Origin of the sequence: Marinimicrobium sp. UBA4509 (genome assembly GCF_002388575.1) — a bacterium.
Taxonomy (GTDB): Bacteria; Pseudomonadota; Gammaproteobacteria; order Pseudomonadales; family Cellvibrionaceae; genus Marinimicrobium; species Marinimicrobium koreense.
Window position 1 is genome coordinate 1 of sequence record NZ_DGMV01000080.1, and the last position, 16,859, is coordinate 16,859.

Below are 16,859 nucleotides of genomic sequence, written 5' to 3' on the forward strand. Positions count from 1 at the left end.
TTTTCTACCTTATAACTGACTACAGAAAGTTACGCAAGAAGCCTCCCGTAGGTCGGATTAGGCCAAAGGCCGTAATCCGACACTCACCGAAAACAAAAACGGCACCCGAGGGTGCCGTTTTTCGTTCTTCGTTTTATGCTCGCCGTTGGCGACTTTTCTGATTTGGTCGACCGCCATTGCTATTCTTGCGGGCGCTGGACGGCGCGTTGTTGCGGGCACGGTTGCCGCCCGGTTTGGCGCTTCGGCCCCGACCGCCGCCATTGTTCTGGCGACCCAGCTGAATGGGCTCCGGGCGAATACTCGGGTCCGGCTCAAAGCCGTCGACCACCACTTTTTCCACGTTGGTTTTGATCAGCTTCTCAATGTTGCGCATGAAGTTGTGTTCATCTACGCACACCAATGAAACTGCAACACCTTCACGTTCCGCACGGCCGGTGCGACCGATGCGGTGGACGTAATCTTCCGGCACATTGGGCAGCTCGTAGTTCACCACGTAGGGCAGCTGATCAATATCGATACCGCGAGCGGCGATATCGGTGGCGACCAGAGTGCGAACCTTGCCGCTTTTGAAATCGGCCAGTGCTTTGGTACGTGCGCCCTGACTCTTGTTGCCGTGAATTGCAGCGGCAGTAATGCCGTCATTCTGCAGTTGCTCGGTCAAGCGGTTGGCGCCATGTTTGGTACGGGTGAATACCAGCACCTGCTTCCAGTCACCATCACCAATAAGGTAGGACAACAGCTCGCGCTTGCGATTGCGATCCACCGGGTGCACCCGCTGGGTGATGCGCTCGGCGGTGGTGTTGCGCGGCGCGACTTCGATCAGCTCGGGCTGGTTCAGCAGCTTGTCCGCCAGTTGCTTGATCTCATCCGAGAAAGTAGCGGAGAACAACAGGGTCTGTTTCTGTTTGGGTAGCAGCTTCAGGACTTTTTTGATGTCGTGAATAAAGCCCATATCCAGCATGCGGTCCGCTTCGTCCAGTACCAGGGTTTCCACCCGGTCCAGTTGCAGAGCGTTTTGCTGTACCAGGTCCAGAAGGCGGCCCGGTGTGGCCACCAGAATGTCCACGCCTTTGCGCAGCGTCATCATCTGGGGGTTGATGCTCACCCCACCGAAGACCACGGTGGAGCGCAGCGGAAGATGCTTGCCATAGGTGCGCACGCTGTCGTGCACCTGGGCGGCGAGTTCGCGGGTCGGCGTCAGGATGAGCGCGCGCACCGGGCGATACTTCTGGCCGGATACGTCTTTACGACTCATGTTTTCCAGCAGCGGCAGGGTAAAGCCGGCGGTTTTACCGGTACCGGTCTGGGCGGCCGCCATCAGATCGCCGCCTTGGAGGACGGTGGGAATGGCTTTGGCCTGAATGGGCGTAGGTACGGAGTAGCCCGCGTCGTCAAGCGCACGCAGGAGTTCGGCGCGAAGGCCGAGTTCAGCAAATGTCATGAAATGTGTTTCCTGTGGCCCGATCCCTGCCCAGCAAATGTGGGTACGGTCTGGGTGAGCCATGATGAGGTATCAGAGAAGAGCGACGCCGACCGAAGGACGCCGAAGCGCGGACTATAACACAGTTGTTTGGGGAGCGCACGGTAGATTTGTTTACCTCAAGAAGCTATCTCGCATGGGGGTCTTTGGTTTTGGTTGCGGCGGATGCGGCCTCCGGCCTCCGAAGCGTCGGACCGATCCGCCCTACGGAGAGCTTGGTGACGGAAAATTGACTTGGGGTTTTATTTGAGTCCTGTAACTTATTGAATAATAAAAGAAAACCAGATTGGCACCCTCCTTGCAAAAACCGATATCAAGCAATGGCCTCGCGCCAGAAACCCGTAACATGACAGAGGGAGTGCCCCATGGCTGAGGGTGCATCGACCATTTCCGAGAAGTCCGCCGCCAGTGCAAGGGCTGACGTGGTCAGTCTGCGTCCGTCGACGTCGGGCCCCGCAGGTGAAGCGGATGGCGCGCGCGATCAGGGCTTTGACCTGTTTGAGGATCTGTCCCAGCGGTTGGTGACCTCCCACGAAATGCTGGAGAGGAAGGTGGCGGAGCTCAGCGGTGAGCTGTCCAGCCTCGAGAAAGAGCGCCGTGAGGCTCAGGTTGAAAAGGAAAAAATTGCCAACCGTCTCGATAACCTGATCAATTTTCTGCCCGGCGGGGTGATTGTGCTCGACTCCACGGGGCGGGTCACTGAAGCTAATCCGGTGGCCGTGGACCTTCTGGGTGAGCCGCTGGAGGGCATGCCCTGGCGGGAGGTCATTGCGCGCTCGTTCAAGCCGCGCAGTGATGACGGGCATGAAGTGTCGCTGCAGGATGGGCGACGTATCCGTATTGCGACCCGCAACCTGGGTGTCGATGGCCAGATCATTCTTCTGACGGACCTGACCGAAACCCGGCGGTTACAGAGCGAGCTCAGTCGGCACGAACGGCTGTCGGCCCTGGGCAAAATGATGTCCGCACTGGCACACCAGATCCGTACACCGCTCTCGACCGCCATGTTGTATGCAGGACACCTGCGCAATAGTGAGCTGGACGAGTCACGTCGCGGTGAGTTTACCGACAAATTATCCAGCCGACTCAATCACATCGAGCGACAGATTCAGGACATGTTGCTGTTCGTGAAAGGCGAGCTGCCCCTGAATGATTACGTCACCGTTGAGGATCTGCAAAATGGCCTGGCGGAAGCGCTGGAAGTGCCGCTGAACACCTCCGCCAGCCACTGCCAGTGGTTGAACAGTTGTGCCCACGTGCATCTGCGTTGCAATCGCGAAGCGCTGATTGGTGCTTTGCAGAATCTGGCGAACAACAGCATTCAGGCGGTCGGTAAAGGCGCCGAGCTGTTGATCAATTTCAAACATGAAGTGGTGCAAGGCCAACATTGGTTGGCGATTCATCTGACTGACAAAGGCCCGGGCATTGATCCGGAATTGTTGCCGCGGGTGCGGGACCTGTTTGTGACCACCAAATCCCAGGGTACCGGTCTCGGGTTGGCGGTGGTGCAGGCGGTTTCGAGAGCGCACGGCGGTGCCTTTGATTTGCGCTCGGAGGTGGGGCAGGGCACCAGTGCAACCGTGTTGTTGCCGCTGACACAGCCATTGCCGTGGAGTTAGATGATGTCGGGTTACGCTTCGCTAACCCGACCTACGGAAACGACGCTGCCAACTTTTAGTAGGTCGGGTTAGCGAAGCGTAACCCGACAAAAACCCGACCCGACTAAAACATTGATCCATTAGCTATTTGAACAATCCACTGGAGAATCACATGGCGCAAGCAGCAAGACAGGCATCCCCGGCTATGGCCCGGCCCCGCATTCTTGTGGTTGAAGACGATGCGGATCTGCGGGAAGCGCTGACCGATACGCTGGAACTGGCGGACTACGAGGTGCTGCAAGCCGACAGCGGTGAACGGGCGCTGGCGACACTGAACGCCGATAGTGACTGCCAGATGATTGTCTCGGACGTCAATATGGGCGGCATGTCCGGGCAGGAATTGTTGCAGGCGGTAAAGCAACAGTATCCGCAAATTCCCATGATGTTGATCACGGCCTACGCGAGCATCAATCAGTCCGTTGATGCCATCAAGCAGGGCGCGGTCGACTATCTTGTCAAACCCTTCGAGCCCGCCTTATTGGTGGATACCCTGGCGCGTCACCTCGGCTCCGCGCCGGTGGGTGATGAACCTGTGGTTCAGGCGGCGTCCAGTCAGCGGCTTCTGCAATTGGCGCAGCGCGTGGCGCAGTCAGAGTCGACGGTACTGATTCTCGGAGAGTCCGGCACCGGGAAAGAGGTGTTGGCGCGTTATATTCACAACCACTCGCCGCGTCATCAGAAACCGTTTGTGGCGATCAACTGTGCGGCCATTCCCGAGAACATGCTGGAAGCGATGCTGTTCGGCCATGAGAAAGGCGCATACACAGGCGCTCATACCAGCGCGCCAGGCAAGTTCGAGCAGGCCAACGGCGGGACCTTACTGCTGGATGAAATTTCCGAGATGGATGTGGGGTTGCAAGCCAAATTACTGCGGGTTCTGCAGGAGCGTGAAGTTGAGCGTCTGGGCGGCCGAAAGACCATCCCGCTGGATGTTCGGGTGATCGCGACCTCGAACCGTGACATGCGCGAACAGGTGGCCAAGGGCCTGTTCCGGGAAGACCTTTACTATCGATTGAGCGTGTTGCCCCTGCAGTGGGCACCGCTGCGGGAGCGACGCGAGGATATCGTGCCCCTGGCGGAACAACTGTTGCGCAAGCACGCGCAAAAACAGCGACGCGGTTGGGTGCAACTGACCGATTCCGCTCGCCAGGCGCTTGCGGGTTACGACTGGCCGGGGAACGTACGCGAGCTGGATAACGTCATGCAGCGAGCTCTGATTCTGCAGCCCGGTGATCTCATTCAGGCGGAGGATCTCGGGTTGGAAGCGGATAGAGCCTATGCGGATCTGGCTTCGGGGGGAAGCGCGGGTATGACCGTGAATGACGCTGACCCGATGGCGTTCACCCCAGTGTCTGAACCGGTATCGCTTCCACACCAGGGAATCCGGACGCCGGTGTCTGATGTGTCAGAGGAAAAGCCGGCGCTGGGGAGTGATCTGAAGCGCCGGGAGTTTGAGATTATCGTCAATACGTTAAACAGTGAGCGCGGTAGTAAGAAGCGTACGGCGGAAAGGTTGGGGATCAGCCCGAGAACATTGCGGTATAAAATGGCTCGTCTTCGTGAGGCCGGTTTTCCGGTGGATGGTTTGGCGTAGGGTAACCCATTTGGTGCCAGTGTGAGATTTGGGTTACGGCGGATGCGCGCCTTGCGGCGCTTATCCGCCCTACGGATAGCACAGAGGTTGCGTCGCATCCGCCGTAATCTCTGCGGTCTGCGTAGTGCGGATAAGCGCAGCGCATCCGCCGTCACCAAAACCCAACATGAAACTGCACCAAGCGGTACCGCTCAGACCTTTACCGCTGACTCTGGAATTTCGACGGCACTACCATACCATTTGATAATATTACCGTTGATATCCCGCGCCGGCGTTGCCTGAACCTGATGCCAGCGGTATTGCCCGTCGTAACGGCGAATTCGAAACTGAATATCGTAGGGTTTGCCATTCTGAATACATTGCGTCCAGGTCTGAACGCAACGCTCCTGATCGTCCGGATGCAGCAGCGTCAACCATTCGCCCGGCGCTGAAAGCGACTCGCGAGGGACACCGGAAAAATCACTGAGCGCCTGGTTGAAATAATCGATCGAACCATCGGGCAGTGCACTCCATACCGTCACCGGTAGCGCATCCAATTGCGACTGCAGCGCGCGGGCGCTTTCCGCAAACCGGTTGTTGGACAGCGTGGTTCCGGTCAGGTCCTGCAGCGTGCCGACAACCCCGATTTGTACACCCTGGGTATCGAACAGGGGGCGCCCCGAGGTCTGTACCAATCTTTTCTGTCCGCTGCGAGTGACCAGCGGTAACTGTTGTATGTAGGGCTTTCCATGCTGAACACAGTCGTCGAATGCGGCGACCACTTGCGTGCGACCGGGTTCCGGAAAAAAGCTCAAGGCGCCATCGGCCGGTGGTGGTTCTCCTGGTGATAAACCAATTATCGGGTTAATCAGTTCCGAGCGGTGAAATGTCTGGCTGGCCTTGTCATAACACCAGTAACCGATGCCGGTCTGATGGCTCAGCATGTCGAGCGTAGACTGAGCCTGTTGCAGGTGCCGTTGGTTGGGTTCAAGTTGACGTCGGGTGTCGCCCAGCGCATCGCGGGTTGCCAGCCAACGCAGACTGACGGTCAATGTTACGCTGATAGCAATAAGGCTGAGTAGGCGGTTGGCCAGCACCGCCACCAGAGGGAACCCGTCGGGAAGGTCCGCAAGTAACAGGCCGGCGCTGCACATCAGAAGCGACCAAAGTCCTATGCGTAGAACCCAATCCCGATCACGAGTCTGATTGGCCAGGGCGATGACCAGAAGGTATAGAATACCGTGGGCGACCCCAAGTGGCGTCACGATATCGGCGGCAAAAACAATTGCAAGGAAGAAGATCGAAAATCGCCGATATTTTGGCGCGTTGCGACGGGTGTCGCTTTGTTCACTTTGGTTTACACTGATCATATACCAACGGCTCTTTATGGGCGCGCGTGAGTCTCAGCCGAATGAAACCACAGTCAAATAAAATAGTCGAGCGACTGGCGGCTCAGAGAACCTATGCAATGGTCCTGCGCTGGGCCACCCTGTCCTTGGGGTTGCTGATCCTGGGGCTGCACTTTCAGGAGTTCTCTTCCGAATCCGGCCTGTTTTCCTGGCGCACTGAATCTTGGTGGCGCTACGTTGGGGAGGCTGCGCTGCTTGTGTTGATTCTCGTGCTGGTCATGTTGGTCGCGGCCAACGACCGACGGCGTCAGGCGTTGGAGCAGGCGCTCGATAATGAGTTGGTGTTGTTTCGTCAGTTGGCGGAGAGTGTCGAAGAAGTCTTCTGGCTGACTGATGTAGAAACCGGTCAATTATTGTATGTCTCCCCGGCCTATGAATCTTTGTGGGGCCGATCCCGGGCGTCGTTGCTGGTCAACCCGGAGCAGTGGTTTAACGCAGTGGTTCCCGAGCATCAAGGACGTGTCGCCGAGATGCGTGCTCAGCAAATCGGCGGTCGTTATGACATCGAGTACGAAATCCAGCGCCCTGATGGGAGTCGGCATTGGGTGCACGACCGCGCCTTCCCGGTGCTCAATGATCAGGGGCAGGTGGTGCGTCTTGCGGGATTTGCATCGGATATTACGGATCAACGATGGCTCTCGCAGCAATTGGTGGATCAGGATCGCCTGCTGAATATCGCCACCCAGATGGCCCGGCTCGGCGGTTGGTCGGCGGACATGATTGCCGAGCGGATGACATTGAACGACGAAGCCTGCGCCATTTTTGATGTGCCGTCCGGCACTGTGTTTACCCTTGAACAGGCCCTCAGTTATTACACGCCGCAATTTCAACGCCGAGTGTCCGTGGCGGTGGACCATGTGTTGCAGGAAAAGGCCTTTTTAGACCTTGAGGCGCAGATTGTCACCGCGCTGGGCCGCTATGTCTGGGTTCGTGTGCAGGCGCACCCGATATTGAATCAGCGGGGAGACGTGGTGCGTCTGGAAGGGGCGGTTCAGGATGTGACCGAGCGCAAACACGCTTCGTCCCTGCTGGCCCAGGGGGTGCAGCGCTTTCGTGAATTTGCCAACGCCATGCCCCACCTCGTCTGGACGGCGGACCTGGCCGGGCGCCTGGATTACGGCAATCGGATGCTGGAGGAATTTCTCGGCTGCGAGCACGACGATCCACTGTTGGATGATGTCTGGCGGGACGCGATTGAACCCGTCGACCAAGGTCGTTATAACCTGGCCTGGGATATGGCACTCGACCAGGGAGGGCGACTGGATCTGGAGATTCGCCTGCGCCGGTTCGATGGCTATTGGCGCTGGCACGCCATTCAGGCCATGCCCATCAAGGACCCGAATGGTAAAACCATCAAATGGTACGGCAGCGCCATCGACGTCCACGAACGTCGGGACAGTGAAGAGCGGGCCAAGCAGTTGGCCGAGCGTCTGGCCACCACCCTGGAAAGCATCACCGACGCATTTTTTACCGTCAACACGGACTGGGTGTTCACCTATGTGAACCGGGAGGCGGAGCGGCTGCTGGAGCGTTCCCGGGATGAACTGCTTGGGATGAGCCTGTGGGAAGCCTTTCCCGAGGCACTGGGGACCGATTTTGAAACCTACTATCGCCAGGCGATTGAAACCGGCATAAAAGTGTCGTTCGAAGCCTATTTTGAGCCTTTGGGCTACTGGGCTTCGGTTAATGCCTACCCGTCCTCGGACGGTCTTGCCGTGTACTTTCAGGATGTGACCGAGCGGCGTCGTGCGGAAGAAGAGCAGCAGCGTATTCAGGAGCTGGAGCGCTCACGGGAGCTGGCGGAGCTGGCCAGTGCCACCAAATCCCAGTTCCTGGCCACCATGAGCCATGAGGTCCGGACGCCCATCAACGGGATTGTGGGGATGGTGGATGTGCTGCATCAGACCAGCCTGCGGGGTCATCAGGTAGAAATGGTGGACATTATCCGTGAGTCGGCTCAATCCTTGCTGGGAATTGTGGACGATATTCTGGATTTCTCGAAAATCGAAGCAGGCAAGCTGGAGTTGGCTCCGGTTGCATTTTCCCCCGCAGCCCTGGTGCGCAGTGTCTGTCTATTGTTGGATCGGATGGCGCTCAATCAGGATGTGGAATTGACAGTATATACGGACCCGGCACTGCCCGCCCAAGTGTTGGGGGATGAGCTCCGCCTGCGCCAGGTCCTGATGAACTTGCTCAGTAACGCGATCAAGTTTTCCTCCAAACTGGATCGGCAGGGGAAGGTGGCGGTCCGCCTGTATATGAGTGGCCGTTCGGAGGAGGTGGTGGACCTTTCCTTTCATGTGATCGATAACGGCATCGGCATGAACTCCGCCACCCAGGCCCGTCTGTTCAGCCCCTTCTCGCAAGGGGATGTTTCTACCACGCGCGAGTATGGTGGTACCGGTCTGGGGTTAAGCATCAGTTACAGCCTGGTGCGAGCTATGGACGGTGATATCAAAGTGTCAAGTGAGCCGCAGAAAGGTTCAGAGTTCCGGGTGGCGGTGCGCTTGCCGATCATTGCGGACGAGACGCCGGTGTCCGTAGTACCGGATCTGCAGGACGCCTGCTGTGTGGTATGGCCCGACTATCAGGGGGAGGATTGGTCGGCTTACCTGCGGGCGGCTGGCGCTCGCGTCTATCGGCCCGAGGAAGTACCCGAGGCTGCCACCCATGATTCGGCGTTATGGTTGCTGGTGTGCGATACGGGGCTTGAAGGTGCCGGGTCGATCCGGTGGGCCGAGGAGGTTGCGGTACCCGTGCGGCCAGCGAACTACCATTGGCTATTGATTGGGCGTGGTTACCGGCGTCGGATGCGGGAAGAGGGGATGGGGCTGTTTGGCATTGATAGTAACAGCCTCTCCCGGTTGGCCTTTCTTCAAGCAGCGGCTGTCGCTCTTGGGCGACAGAGTCAGGAAGTCACCGAGCCCAAACCAGAACACCGCCTTGGCCAGGCCGTTGTGCCGGAGCGCGAGCAGGCACGGCTGGAGGGCCGCCTCGTTCTGGTGGCGGAAGACAACGAAACGAATCAGCGAGTGATTCAGCGGCAGTTGGCCATGTTGGGGTTTGCCGCCGATCTGTGTGACGATGGCCACCAAGCACTGCGCCGTTGGCATCAAGTAGGCCATGGTTATGCCTTGGTGTTGACTGACCTGCATATGCCGGGGATGGACGGCTATGCATTAACCGCTGCCATTCGTCGGGAGGAAGCGGAACAGGGTGGAGTCAGCCCCGTGCCGATTTTGGCGCTGACCGCCAATGCCGTCACCGGCGAGGCGGAGCGTTGCGAACAGCTGGGCTTCGACGACTATCTGATAAAACCGGTGTTGTTAGATACGCTAAAAACGTCTCTGGAACGCTGGACCCATCTGTCGGATCAACAGCCGGCTATCCGTTGTACCGATAGCGGTCGCGTCGTACTGGTTTCCGAGGCCCTGGACCTGAGGGTTCTGCAGGATCTGATCGGGGGCGATGACGAGCTGCTGGCGGAGTTTGTGGAAAGTTTTCGCACCAGCTCGGACGAGCTGGTGGCCCGACTGCGCGAAGCCGCCGGTCAGGGCCGTTGGGAGAGTGTGGCCGACGCGGCGCATTCTCTTAAGTCTTCGGCCCGGTCTGTGGGCGCAATGGCACTGGCGGATCGATCTCTGGCTTTGGAGCGCTGGGGACGAGGGGCGGAAAAAGACGAATCCCTGGCCAGTGAATTACTGAATAATTTTGAGGTTGAGTGGCGTCGTGTCCAGACGGCATTGCAGCAGGTGCAAATCTATTTGAGTGAGCGGCGATGAGAGAGCCAATGAATAAAAAGCACGTCAAAATCATGACGGTGGATGACGATGAGTTTATGCGTCGCCTGATCAGCCGCCTTTTGAACAAACTCGGTTATGTGATGATCAAGGAAGTGACTGGTGGGCAAGAAGCCGTCGATGTTCTGCGCGCGTTGAAAACGCCACCGGACGTCATGATTCTGGATCTGAAAATGCCGGACATGGATGGCATTGAAGTGGTCCGGCATTTAGTGGAGCTGGGGTTTGTCGGGCAACTTATCCTGTTGAGTGGTGAGGATGAACGCCTGTTGCGCACGGCGCAGAATCTGGTGCATGCGCACAATATCCCGGTCCTGGGCTATCTGACCAAACCGGTGGACGATCGGGAGCTCGGGCTGTTAATGGACAAGCTACTCAGCCAGGCTCCGGCGCGATTGGCGAGAAATAATCAGTCCGTCACCGCCGAGGAGCTTCGCGATGCGATTACTCGCAATGAGCTCTTCAATGAGTATCAGCCGGTGGTTTCACTGGTTGATGGCGAGCTGGCCAGTCTCGAGGTTCTGGTGCGTTGGCAACATCCCGAAAAAGGGCGGGTCATGCCGGATCAGTTTATCTACCTGGCCGAAGAGCACGGCGTGATTGATGAGCTGACCCGTTGGGTGATTGGCGAGGCCTTGCAGCAGTCGTTAAGCTGGCAAAAGGAGGGTATTCACTGTGCCCAGTCGGTGAACCTGTCCATGGAAAACCTGGAACAGTTGAGTTTTACCGATTGGCTGCTCAAAGCCCTGGAGGATGCGGACCTCAAGCCCTGGGACCTGATTCTGGAAATCACCGAGAGCCGGCCCATGCGCCGCCCGGAAATCGTGCTGGATAACCTGACCCGTCTCCGCCTGAAGGGATTCAAATTGGCCGTTGATGATTTTGGTACCGGGCACGCTTCCCTGGCCCAGATTCGGGACATTCCCTTTGATCAGTTCAAGCTGGATCGTAGCTTCGTCCATGCCGCCGGTCAGGACCGACGCATTCGGGTGATGTTTGAATCCGCCATGGGCCTGGCCAAGGAACTGGGTCTGGAAATTACCGCCGAGGGTGTCGAGGATGAAGAAGATTGGCACTTTCTGCGCCAGCACGATTGTCACAAGGCGCAAGGCTACTTTATCGCCCGCCCTCTGGGCGCGGATAAGGTCGGTGACTGGCTGAACCTGTGGCGTGGGGAGGCCCGGCAGCAGCTGTTTCCCCACCTCAATGCCAGTGCTATTAAGGAGTCCACCTCCGGCAAAGCGGCATCGGCCACCAAGGGGCCGGTACTTATAGTTGAGGACAACGACTTTCAGCGTAAGGTCCAGGCGAGGATCATGCGGGAAGAGGGCTTTGAGCCCCATTTGGCGGCCAGCGCTCAGGAAGCCTTGGATGCCCTCCGGGAGCTGCGCCCCAGCCTGATTCTGATTGACATTGAAATGCCCGGAATGAACGGGCTGGATCTGCTGCGGCGGCTGCGCGGCACTCGGGTCTTCGCCCGCACCCCGGTGTTGGTGATTTCCGGGGTCAACACCAAAACGGTGGTGCAGGACAGTATGTCCGCCGGTGCTACCGGCTTCATGGTCAAACCCTATAACCGCGAAACCCTCATCGAACGTGTCAATCGGTCCATGACCTGACAATCCGGGAGCACCGCCTTCAGGAGCTGCCCCGGTGTTCAGCGGCAATACTTGGCCGGTTTTGAGCCAAATTGGCCCGTTTTATGCAGATGATCCCTTGCAAGCCGAAAACCGGCCGATTCGCCAAATTTTTGTCGCAGGGGAAACACCATGACCGATCGCGTTGACATCAACCGCCTCCTGGTGGAAATGCGCTCCCTCAAATCCCAGACCCAGGCGTTCCAGAAACCCCAGGGCATTAACCCCGTGGGTGAGGGGCAGCCCGGGTTGCGGACCGAAGCCAATCGGGAGGTTCCCGGGTTTGGTGAGGTCATGGCCCAGGCGCTCAACAAAGTCAACGACACCCAGAAGGCCTCTGGCGCCCTACAGGCGGCCTATGAACGCGGCGAGCCGGGGGTGGACATTACCGACGTCATGGTCGCCTCCCAGAAATCCAGCGTCGCCTTTCAGGCAACGCTCCAGGTACGCAACAAGCTGGTTGAAGCCTACCGCGACATCATGAACATGCCGATTTGATGCTCGGTGCCACCCCTGATTCTGACAACGTATAACGAGACACACTGACATGGCTGCAGCTGATTCAACAATGGACGATAACGCCGCCAACGGGGGCGGTCGCAAGCGTCCGGGGAACGATCTGATCGAAGGCTTCAGTAACCTGAATCTGGTGCGTCAGGCCGGCCTGATGGTGGGCCTGGCGGCGGCAGTGGCCATCGGCTTTGCCGTGGTGCTCTGGACCCAGGGAGAAGAGTATCGCCCCTTGCTGCCCTCCCTGGACCCGAGCGAATCCCCCGAAGTCGTCACGGTACTCGAGCAGGCCCAGATCCCTTTTCGGATAGACCCGGCCACGGGCGGTTTATTGGTGGCGGTGGACGACTTGTCCGCAGCACGTATCCGACTCGCCCAGGCAGGTATCCCCCGGGATGACACCACAGGCTTCGAGTTGATGGACCAAGAGCAGCCTTTGGGTACCAGCCAGTTTGTGGAGAGCACCCGATACCATCGCGCGATGGAAGGCGAGCTGGCGCGTACCATTTCCAGCATGAATAACGTGCGCAGTGCCCGCGTACATCTGGCGGTGCCGAAGCGTTCGGTGTTTGTCCGTGATGTGCGGGAGCCCCGTGCCTCGGTGTTTCTGGATGTGAATCCCGGACGCACTCTGGACGCCAGTCAGGTCAAAGCCATTACCAATCTGGTGGCCTCCAGTGTGTCCGAGCTTAACGCCGACGCGGTGACCATTGTGGATCAGCACGGTGAACTGCTGTCCGCCAAAGAGGAAAATTCCGAGTTGTTGATGGCGGATCGTCAGCGCGAGTACACCCGTCGGGTGGAAGAAGGGCTGGTACAGCGGGTCAACCGGATACTAGAGCCGGTGCTGGGCACCGAAAACTTCCGGGCGGAAGTCAGTGCCGATGTCGATTTTACGGCGACTGAGCAGGCGGCGGAAACCTTCAATCCGGATATGCCGGCCATCCGCAGCGAACAGATCATGAACGAGTCCACTACCGGGCGCGATCAGGGCGGCATTCCCGGCGCGCTGACCAATCAGCCGCCCGGCGCCGCGGAAGCTCCGGAGCAGATCGATCCGGAAACCGGTGAGCCAGTCAATGAAAACTCTCCGCGCGAAGTGCGCGAGCGCGCGACTCGCAACTACGAGCTGGACCGGACTATCAGCTATACCCGTTTTCAACAGGGCCAGGTCGATCGCCTGTCGGTCGCAGTGGTCGTTGATGACAAGGTTGAGCTGGATGAGGCGGGTAATGAAACCCGGGTCGCCTGGACCGATGCGGAACTTCAGCGCCTGGAGCTGTTGGTGCGCGATGCGGTGGGCTTCTCCGCCGCCCGGGGTGACAGCGTGAATGTGCTCAATTCACCGTTTCGGGCCCGCAGTCTCGAAGAGTTTACGACTCCGGAGCTGCCCTGGTGGCAGCAACCCTGGTTGTTTCCCTACCTGAAGCAGGGCGCCGGTCTGTTGGTCTTGGCCGTGTTGATCTTCGGCCTTTTGCGTCCGGTGCTCAAGAGTCTGGCCCGGACTGGGGGCCGTGCCTCGGAAGAAGAGGAAGCCCGGGAGCTGGCCGCGCTGGAACAGTCCGGATTGGGTGGGTATGATGGCCTGTCGGACGAAACCGTTACCCTGACCGGCGGCGCACTCGGGTTGCCAGGGCCGGAAGAAAGCTACGAGCAGCAATTGAACGCGGTAAAAGGGCTGGTGGCCGACGATCCGGGGCGGGTTGCCCAAGTGGTGAAAAGTTGGATCAACCGGGACGATTAATCGATACCCGTCGACCGAGTGAGCCCGTCAACTGAGTGAGAGAGGAATCCCGTGGCTGAAAAAGCGCCTGCAGCGGAAAAAAACGCCCCCGCCAAACCTACATCGAAATTGAATCATGTGGATCAGGCGGCCATTCTCCTGATGTCGCTCGGCGAGGCCGATGCGGCGGAGGTGCTTCGTCATATGGGCCCCAAGGAGGTTCAGCGCATCGGCGGCGCCATGGCGCAGATGAAAAACGTCCAGCAGAGTGATGTCCAGGCCGTCCTGACCAACTTTCTCGAAGAAGTGCGCACCCTCACCGGTCTGGGAACCGACTCCGACGCCTACATCCGCAACATGCTGGTGACCGCCCTCGGCGAAGACAAGGCCAGCGGCCTGATCGACCGTATTTTGCTGGGCGGCAATACCACCGGTCTGGACACTCTCAAATGGATGGAGCCACGTTCCGTGGCCGATGTCATCCGCAATGAGCACCCGCAAATTCAGGCGATTGTGGTGTCCTACCTCGACCCTGACCAGGCGGCGGAAGTGCTCAGTTATCTGAGCGAAAAGATGCGCCTGGATATTATGATGCGGGTCGCCTCCCTGGATACAGTGCAGCCCAGCGCTCTGCAGGAACTGAACGACATTCTGGAAAAACAGTTCACCGGCAGCGCCTCTTCCCAGACCAAGGCGGTGGGCGGTTACAAGACCGCGGCGGAAATTATGAACCACCTGGAAGGCTCCATCGAGGCCGACCTGATGGATTCCATCAAGGAGCTGGACGAGGACATGGGCAACCAGATTCAGGACCTCATGTTCGTGTTCGACAACCTCAAGGATGTGGACGACCGGGGCATTCAGATGCTGCTGCGTGAGGTGTCGTCCGAAGTGCTGATTGTGGCGCTCAAAGGGGCCGACAACGAGCTTCAGGACAAGATTTTCAGCAACATGTCCAAGCGCGCGGCCGAACTGCTGCGCGACGATCTGGAAGTGAAGGGGCCGGTGCGCTTGTCCGAAGTGGAGACCGCCCAGAAAGAGATCCTCACCATTGCCCGGCGCATGGCCGATGCCGGCGAAATTGTGCTCAGCAGCAGTGGCGAAAAAATGCTTTAATCGCGCCGGGCCTGTTTCCGATTCTGTTCCTGACGCATCACCAACGGCGGCGTAACCATGACCACCAAAAAACTTGCCAACCGGATTCCCGCCGAAGAGCTTGAGCACTATCAGGCCTGGGTACTGCCGCCGATTCACGGTGAACAGGACCGCGTACTGCCCAGCGCCGAGCGCGAAGCGCGCCAACGCGCCGAGGACGAAGAGCGGCGCAAGGGCGAAAAAATTGAAGACGTGGATTACGAAGGCGGCAGCAGCGGCTTGAGTGCCGAGGAAATGCAGCGCCTGGTGGACGCCGCCGAGCAGGAAGGGCGAGAGCAGGGGTACCAGGCCGGCTTTGAGCAGGGCCGAGCCGAAGGCTATGAGGCGGGTCAGCAGAAAGGCTGGGAAGAGATGCGCCAGAAATTGGCCGCTGAGCAGCAGCGCTTTCAGCATCTGGTACAGGCCATTCGGGAGCCCCTGGCGGAGCAGGAGGATGCCCTGGAACAGTGGTTGCTCGACACGGTATGTGCGTTAACGCGCAGCCTGGTAGAACGGGAACTGCTGACGGACTCCAGTCATATCATGGAGCCGGTGCGCGCCGCCGTGGCCGCATTGCCCGCCGGTGCGGAACATCTGCATATCTACCTCAACCCCGATGATCTCGCCCTGGTGGAAGCCTACGCTGAAGAGCACCGCCTGGACTGGACGTTTCACTCTGATGAGGCACTGTTGCCCGGGGGGTGTCGGGTGGAAACCAAGGAAAGCCAAGTCGACTTCTCCATTGAGCATCGATTGGCTCAGCAACTGGATGCATTTGTGAATCGCCAATTGGGCAGTGACTCCGCGATGAGCGACGAAGACGATATGAGCGACGCTGTGCAGCCCGACGGTGACGAATATGACAGCCGGTCCTCGGGAGACGAAACCCCGTGAGCGATGCACCTGCACCGCCCGGGCCTCGCTCGTCGCTGCTGGACCGATTGCGCGGCTTCGGCCCCGTCGGCGTACCCGAGGCGCCCAAACCGGAAGCCGAAGGTCGCCTGACCCGCTCGGTGGGCATGACTCTGGAGGCCGTCGGCCTCAACGTATCCGTCGGTCGCCAGTGCCAGGTCATCAATCGGGACGGTCGGAAGATCGAGGCGGAAGTGGTCGGCTTTGACGACGACATTGTCTACCTGATGCCGGTCAAGCGCGTCGAAGGTCTGCAGCCCGGCGCCCGGGTGATTCCCATTTCCTCCCATCAGGGAATGCGTGTCGGCCCCCGTTTGCTGGGCCGGGTGGTCAATGGCCTGGGGCAACCTCTGGATGACGCCGGTCCCCTGCGGGGTGACGATTTTCTCGACTTTGCACCCCATGACATCAATCCGCTCAAGCGCCACCCGATCAGCGAACCCCTGGATGTGGGAATACGCGCAATCAATGCCCTGATTACTGTGGGGCGCGGACAACGACTCGGTCTGTTCGCCGGCAGCGGCGTTGGTAAAAGTGTGCTGATGGGCATGATGACCAAATACACCACGGCCGATGTCGTGGTGGTCGGACTGGTCGGCGAGCGGGGCCGTGAGGTGAAGGAGTTCATCGATCATATTCTCGGGCCCGAGGGGATGGCGCGCGCCGTGGTGGTGGCTTCGCCGGCGGATGATGCGCCTCTGATGCGGCTTCGGGCGGCCCAGTTGTGCAGCCGGATTGCCGAGTACTATCGGGACCAGGGGCGGAATGTCCTGTTGTTGATGGATTCCCTGACCCGCTTTGCCCAGGCGCAGCGGGAAATTTCCCTGGCCATCGGCGAACCGCCGGCCACCAAAGGTTATCCGCCCTCGGTGTTTGCCAAAATTCCCCAGCTGGTCGAACGGGCCGGGAACGCGGCCAGGGGCGAGGGGTCGATTACCGCTTTCTATACGGTGCTATCGGAGGGCGACGACCTGCAGGATCCGATTGCGGATGCCGCCCGTGCCATTCTGGATGGCCACATTG

The 16,859-nt window shown here is 59.0% G+C and carries 11 protein-coding genes; 9 read left to right on the forward strand and 2 right to left on the reverse strand.

Annotated elements, in window-relative coordinates:
• Window positions 1-133: 133 nt before the first annotated feature.
• Complete coding sequence (locus B3520_RS14815) at window positions 134-1,441, reverse strand: DEAD/DEAH box helicase (RefSeq protein ID WP_286804758.1); 1,308 nt, start codon at window positions 1,439-1,441, stop codon at window positions 134-136.
• Between the two features lie 404 nt (window positions 1,442-1,845).
• Here B3520_RS14815 and B3520_RS14820 point away from each other — a divergent pair, with 404 nt between their 5' ends.
• Both B3520_RS14820 and B3520_RS14825 read left to right on the forward strand, forming a co-directional pair.
• Window positions 1,846-3,099 carry a sensor histidine kinase gene (locus tag B3520_RS14820; RefSeq protein WP_286876370.1) on the forward strand — a complete coding sequence of 418 codons (1,254 nt, stop codon included), beginning with the start codon at window positions 1,846-1,848 and terminating at the stop codon, window positions 3,097-3,099.
• A gap of 151 nt (window positions 3,100-3,250) precedes the next feature.
• On the forward strand, window positions 3,251-4,732 hold the full coding sequence (locus B3520_RS14825) for a sigma-54-dependent transcriptional regulator (protein WP_286804597.1): 1,482 nt from the start codon (window positions 3,251-3,253) through the stop codon (window positions 4,730-4,732).
• A gap of 191 nt (window positions 4,733-4,923) precedes the next feature.
• On the opposite strand, the gene B3520_RS14830 is transcribed toward B3520_RS14825, so the two are convergent.
• Window positions 4,924-6,081, reverse strand: coding sequence for a PAS domain-containing protein (locus B3520_RS14830; RefSeq protein WP_286804598.1), 1,158 nt, complete (start codon window positions 6,079-6,081; stop codon window positions 4,924-4,926).
• A gap of 41 nt (window positions 6,082-6,122) precedes the next feature.
• Between B3520_RS14830 and B3520_RS14835 the strand changes: the two genes are divergently transcribed.
• The 7 genes from B3520_RS14835 to B3520_RS14865 all read left to right on the forward strand — a co-directional run.
• Window positions 6,123-9,902 (forward strand): PAS domain S-box protein, encoded by a 3,780-nt coding sequence (locus B3520_RS14835; protein ID WP_286876371.1) that lies wholly within the window; start codon window positions 6,123-6,125, stop codon window positions 9,900-9,902.
• An 8-nt stretch (window positions 9,903-9,910) separates the two neighbouring features.
• Window positions 9,911-11,539, forward strand: a complete 1,629-nt coding sequence (locus B3520_RS14840; protein ID WP_286805511.1) for an EAL domain-containing protein — start codon at window positions 9,911-9,913, stop codon at window positions 11,537-11,539.
• Window positions 11,540-11,689: 150 nt separating this feature from the next.
• A complete protein-coding gene (gene fliE / locus B3520_RS14845; protein ID WP_123637210.1) occupies window positions 11,690-12,055 on the forward strand; it encodes a flagellar hook-basal body complex protein FliE in 366 nt (121 codons plus the stop codon).
• Between the two features lie 70 nt (window positions 12,056-12,125).
• Window positions 12,126-13,811, forward strand: coding sequence for a flagellar basal-body MS-ring/collar protein FliF (gene fliF, locus B3520_RS14850; protein WP_286805514.1), 1,686 nt, complete (start codon window positions 12,126-12,128; stop codon window positions 13,809-13,811).
• 51 nt (window positions 13,812-13,862) lie between these two features.
• Complete coding sequence (gene fliG, locus B3520_RS14855) at window positions 13,863-14,906, forward strand: flagellar motor switch protein FliG (protein ID WP_123637212.1); 1,044 nt, start codon at window positions 13,863-13,865, stop codon at window positions 14,904-14,906.
• A gap of 57 nt (window positions 14,907-14,963) precedes the next feature.
• On the forward strand, window positions 14,964-15,818 hold the full coding sequence (locus tag B3520_RS14860; RefSeq protein WP_123637213.1) for a flagellar assembly protein FliH: 855 nt from the start codon (window positions 14,964-14,966) through the stop codon (window positions 15,816-15,818).
• Between the two features lie 35 nt (window positions 15,819-15,853).
• A partial coding sequence (locus B3520_RS14865) for a FliI/YscN family ATPase (protein ID WP_414673890.1) occupies window positions 15,854-16,859 on the forward strand: 1,006 nt, incomplete at its 3' end.

Coding starts and splice junctions, on each gene's coding strand:
- B3520_RS14815 (WP_286804758.1), bottom strand. CDS start 1,441: ATGACATTTGCTGAACTCGGCCTTCGCGCCGAACTCCTGCGTGCGCTT.
- B3520_RS14820 (WP_286876370.1), top strand. CDS start 1,846: ATGGCTGAGGGTGCATCGACCATTTCCGAGAAGTCCGCCGCCAGTGCA.
- B3520_RS14825 (WP_286804597.1), top strand. CDS start 3,251: ATGGCGCAAGCAGCAAGACAGGCATCCCCGGCTATGGCCCGGCCCCGC.
- B3520_RS14830 (WP_286804598.1), bottom strand. CDS start 6,081: ATGATCAGTGTAAACCAAAGTGAACAAAGCGACACCCGTCGCAACGCG.
- B3520_RS14835 (WP_286876371.1), top strand. CDS start 6,123: ATGAAACCACAGTCAAATAAAATAGTCGAGCGACTGGCGGCTCAGAGA.
- B3520_RS14840 (WP_286805511.1), top strand. CDS start 9,911: ATGAATAAAAAGCACGTCAAAATCATGACGGTGGATGACGATGAGTTT.
- fliE (WP_123637210.1), top strand. CDS start 11,690: ATGACCGATCGCGTTGACATCAACCGCCTCCTGGTGGAAATGCGCTCC.
- fliF (WP_286805514.1), top strand. CDS start 12,126: ATGGACGATAACGCCGCCAACGGGGGCGGTCGCAAGCGTCCGGGGAAC.
- B3520_RS14860 (WP_123637213.1), top strand. CDS start 14,964: ATGACCACCAAAAAACTTGCCAACCGGATTCCCGCCGAAGAGCTTGAG.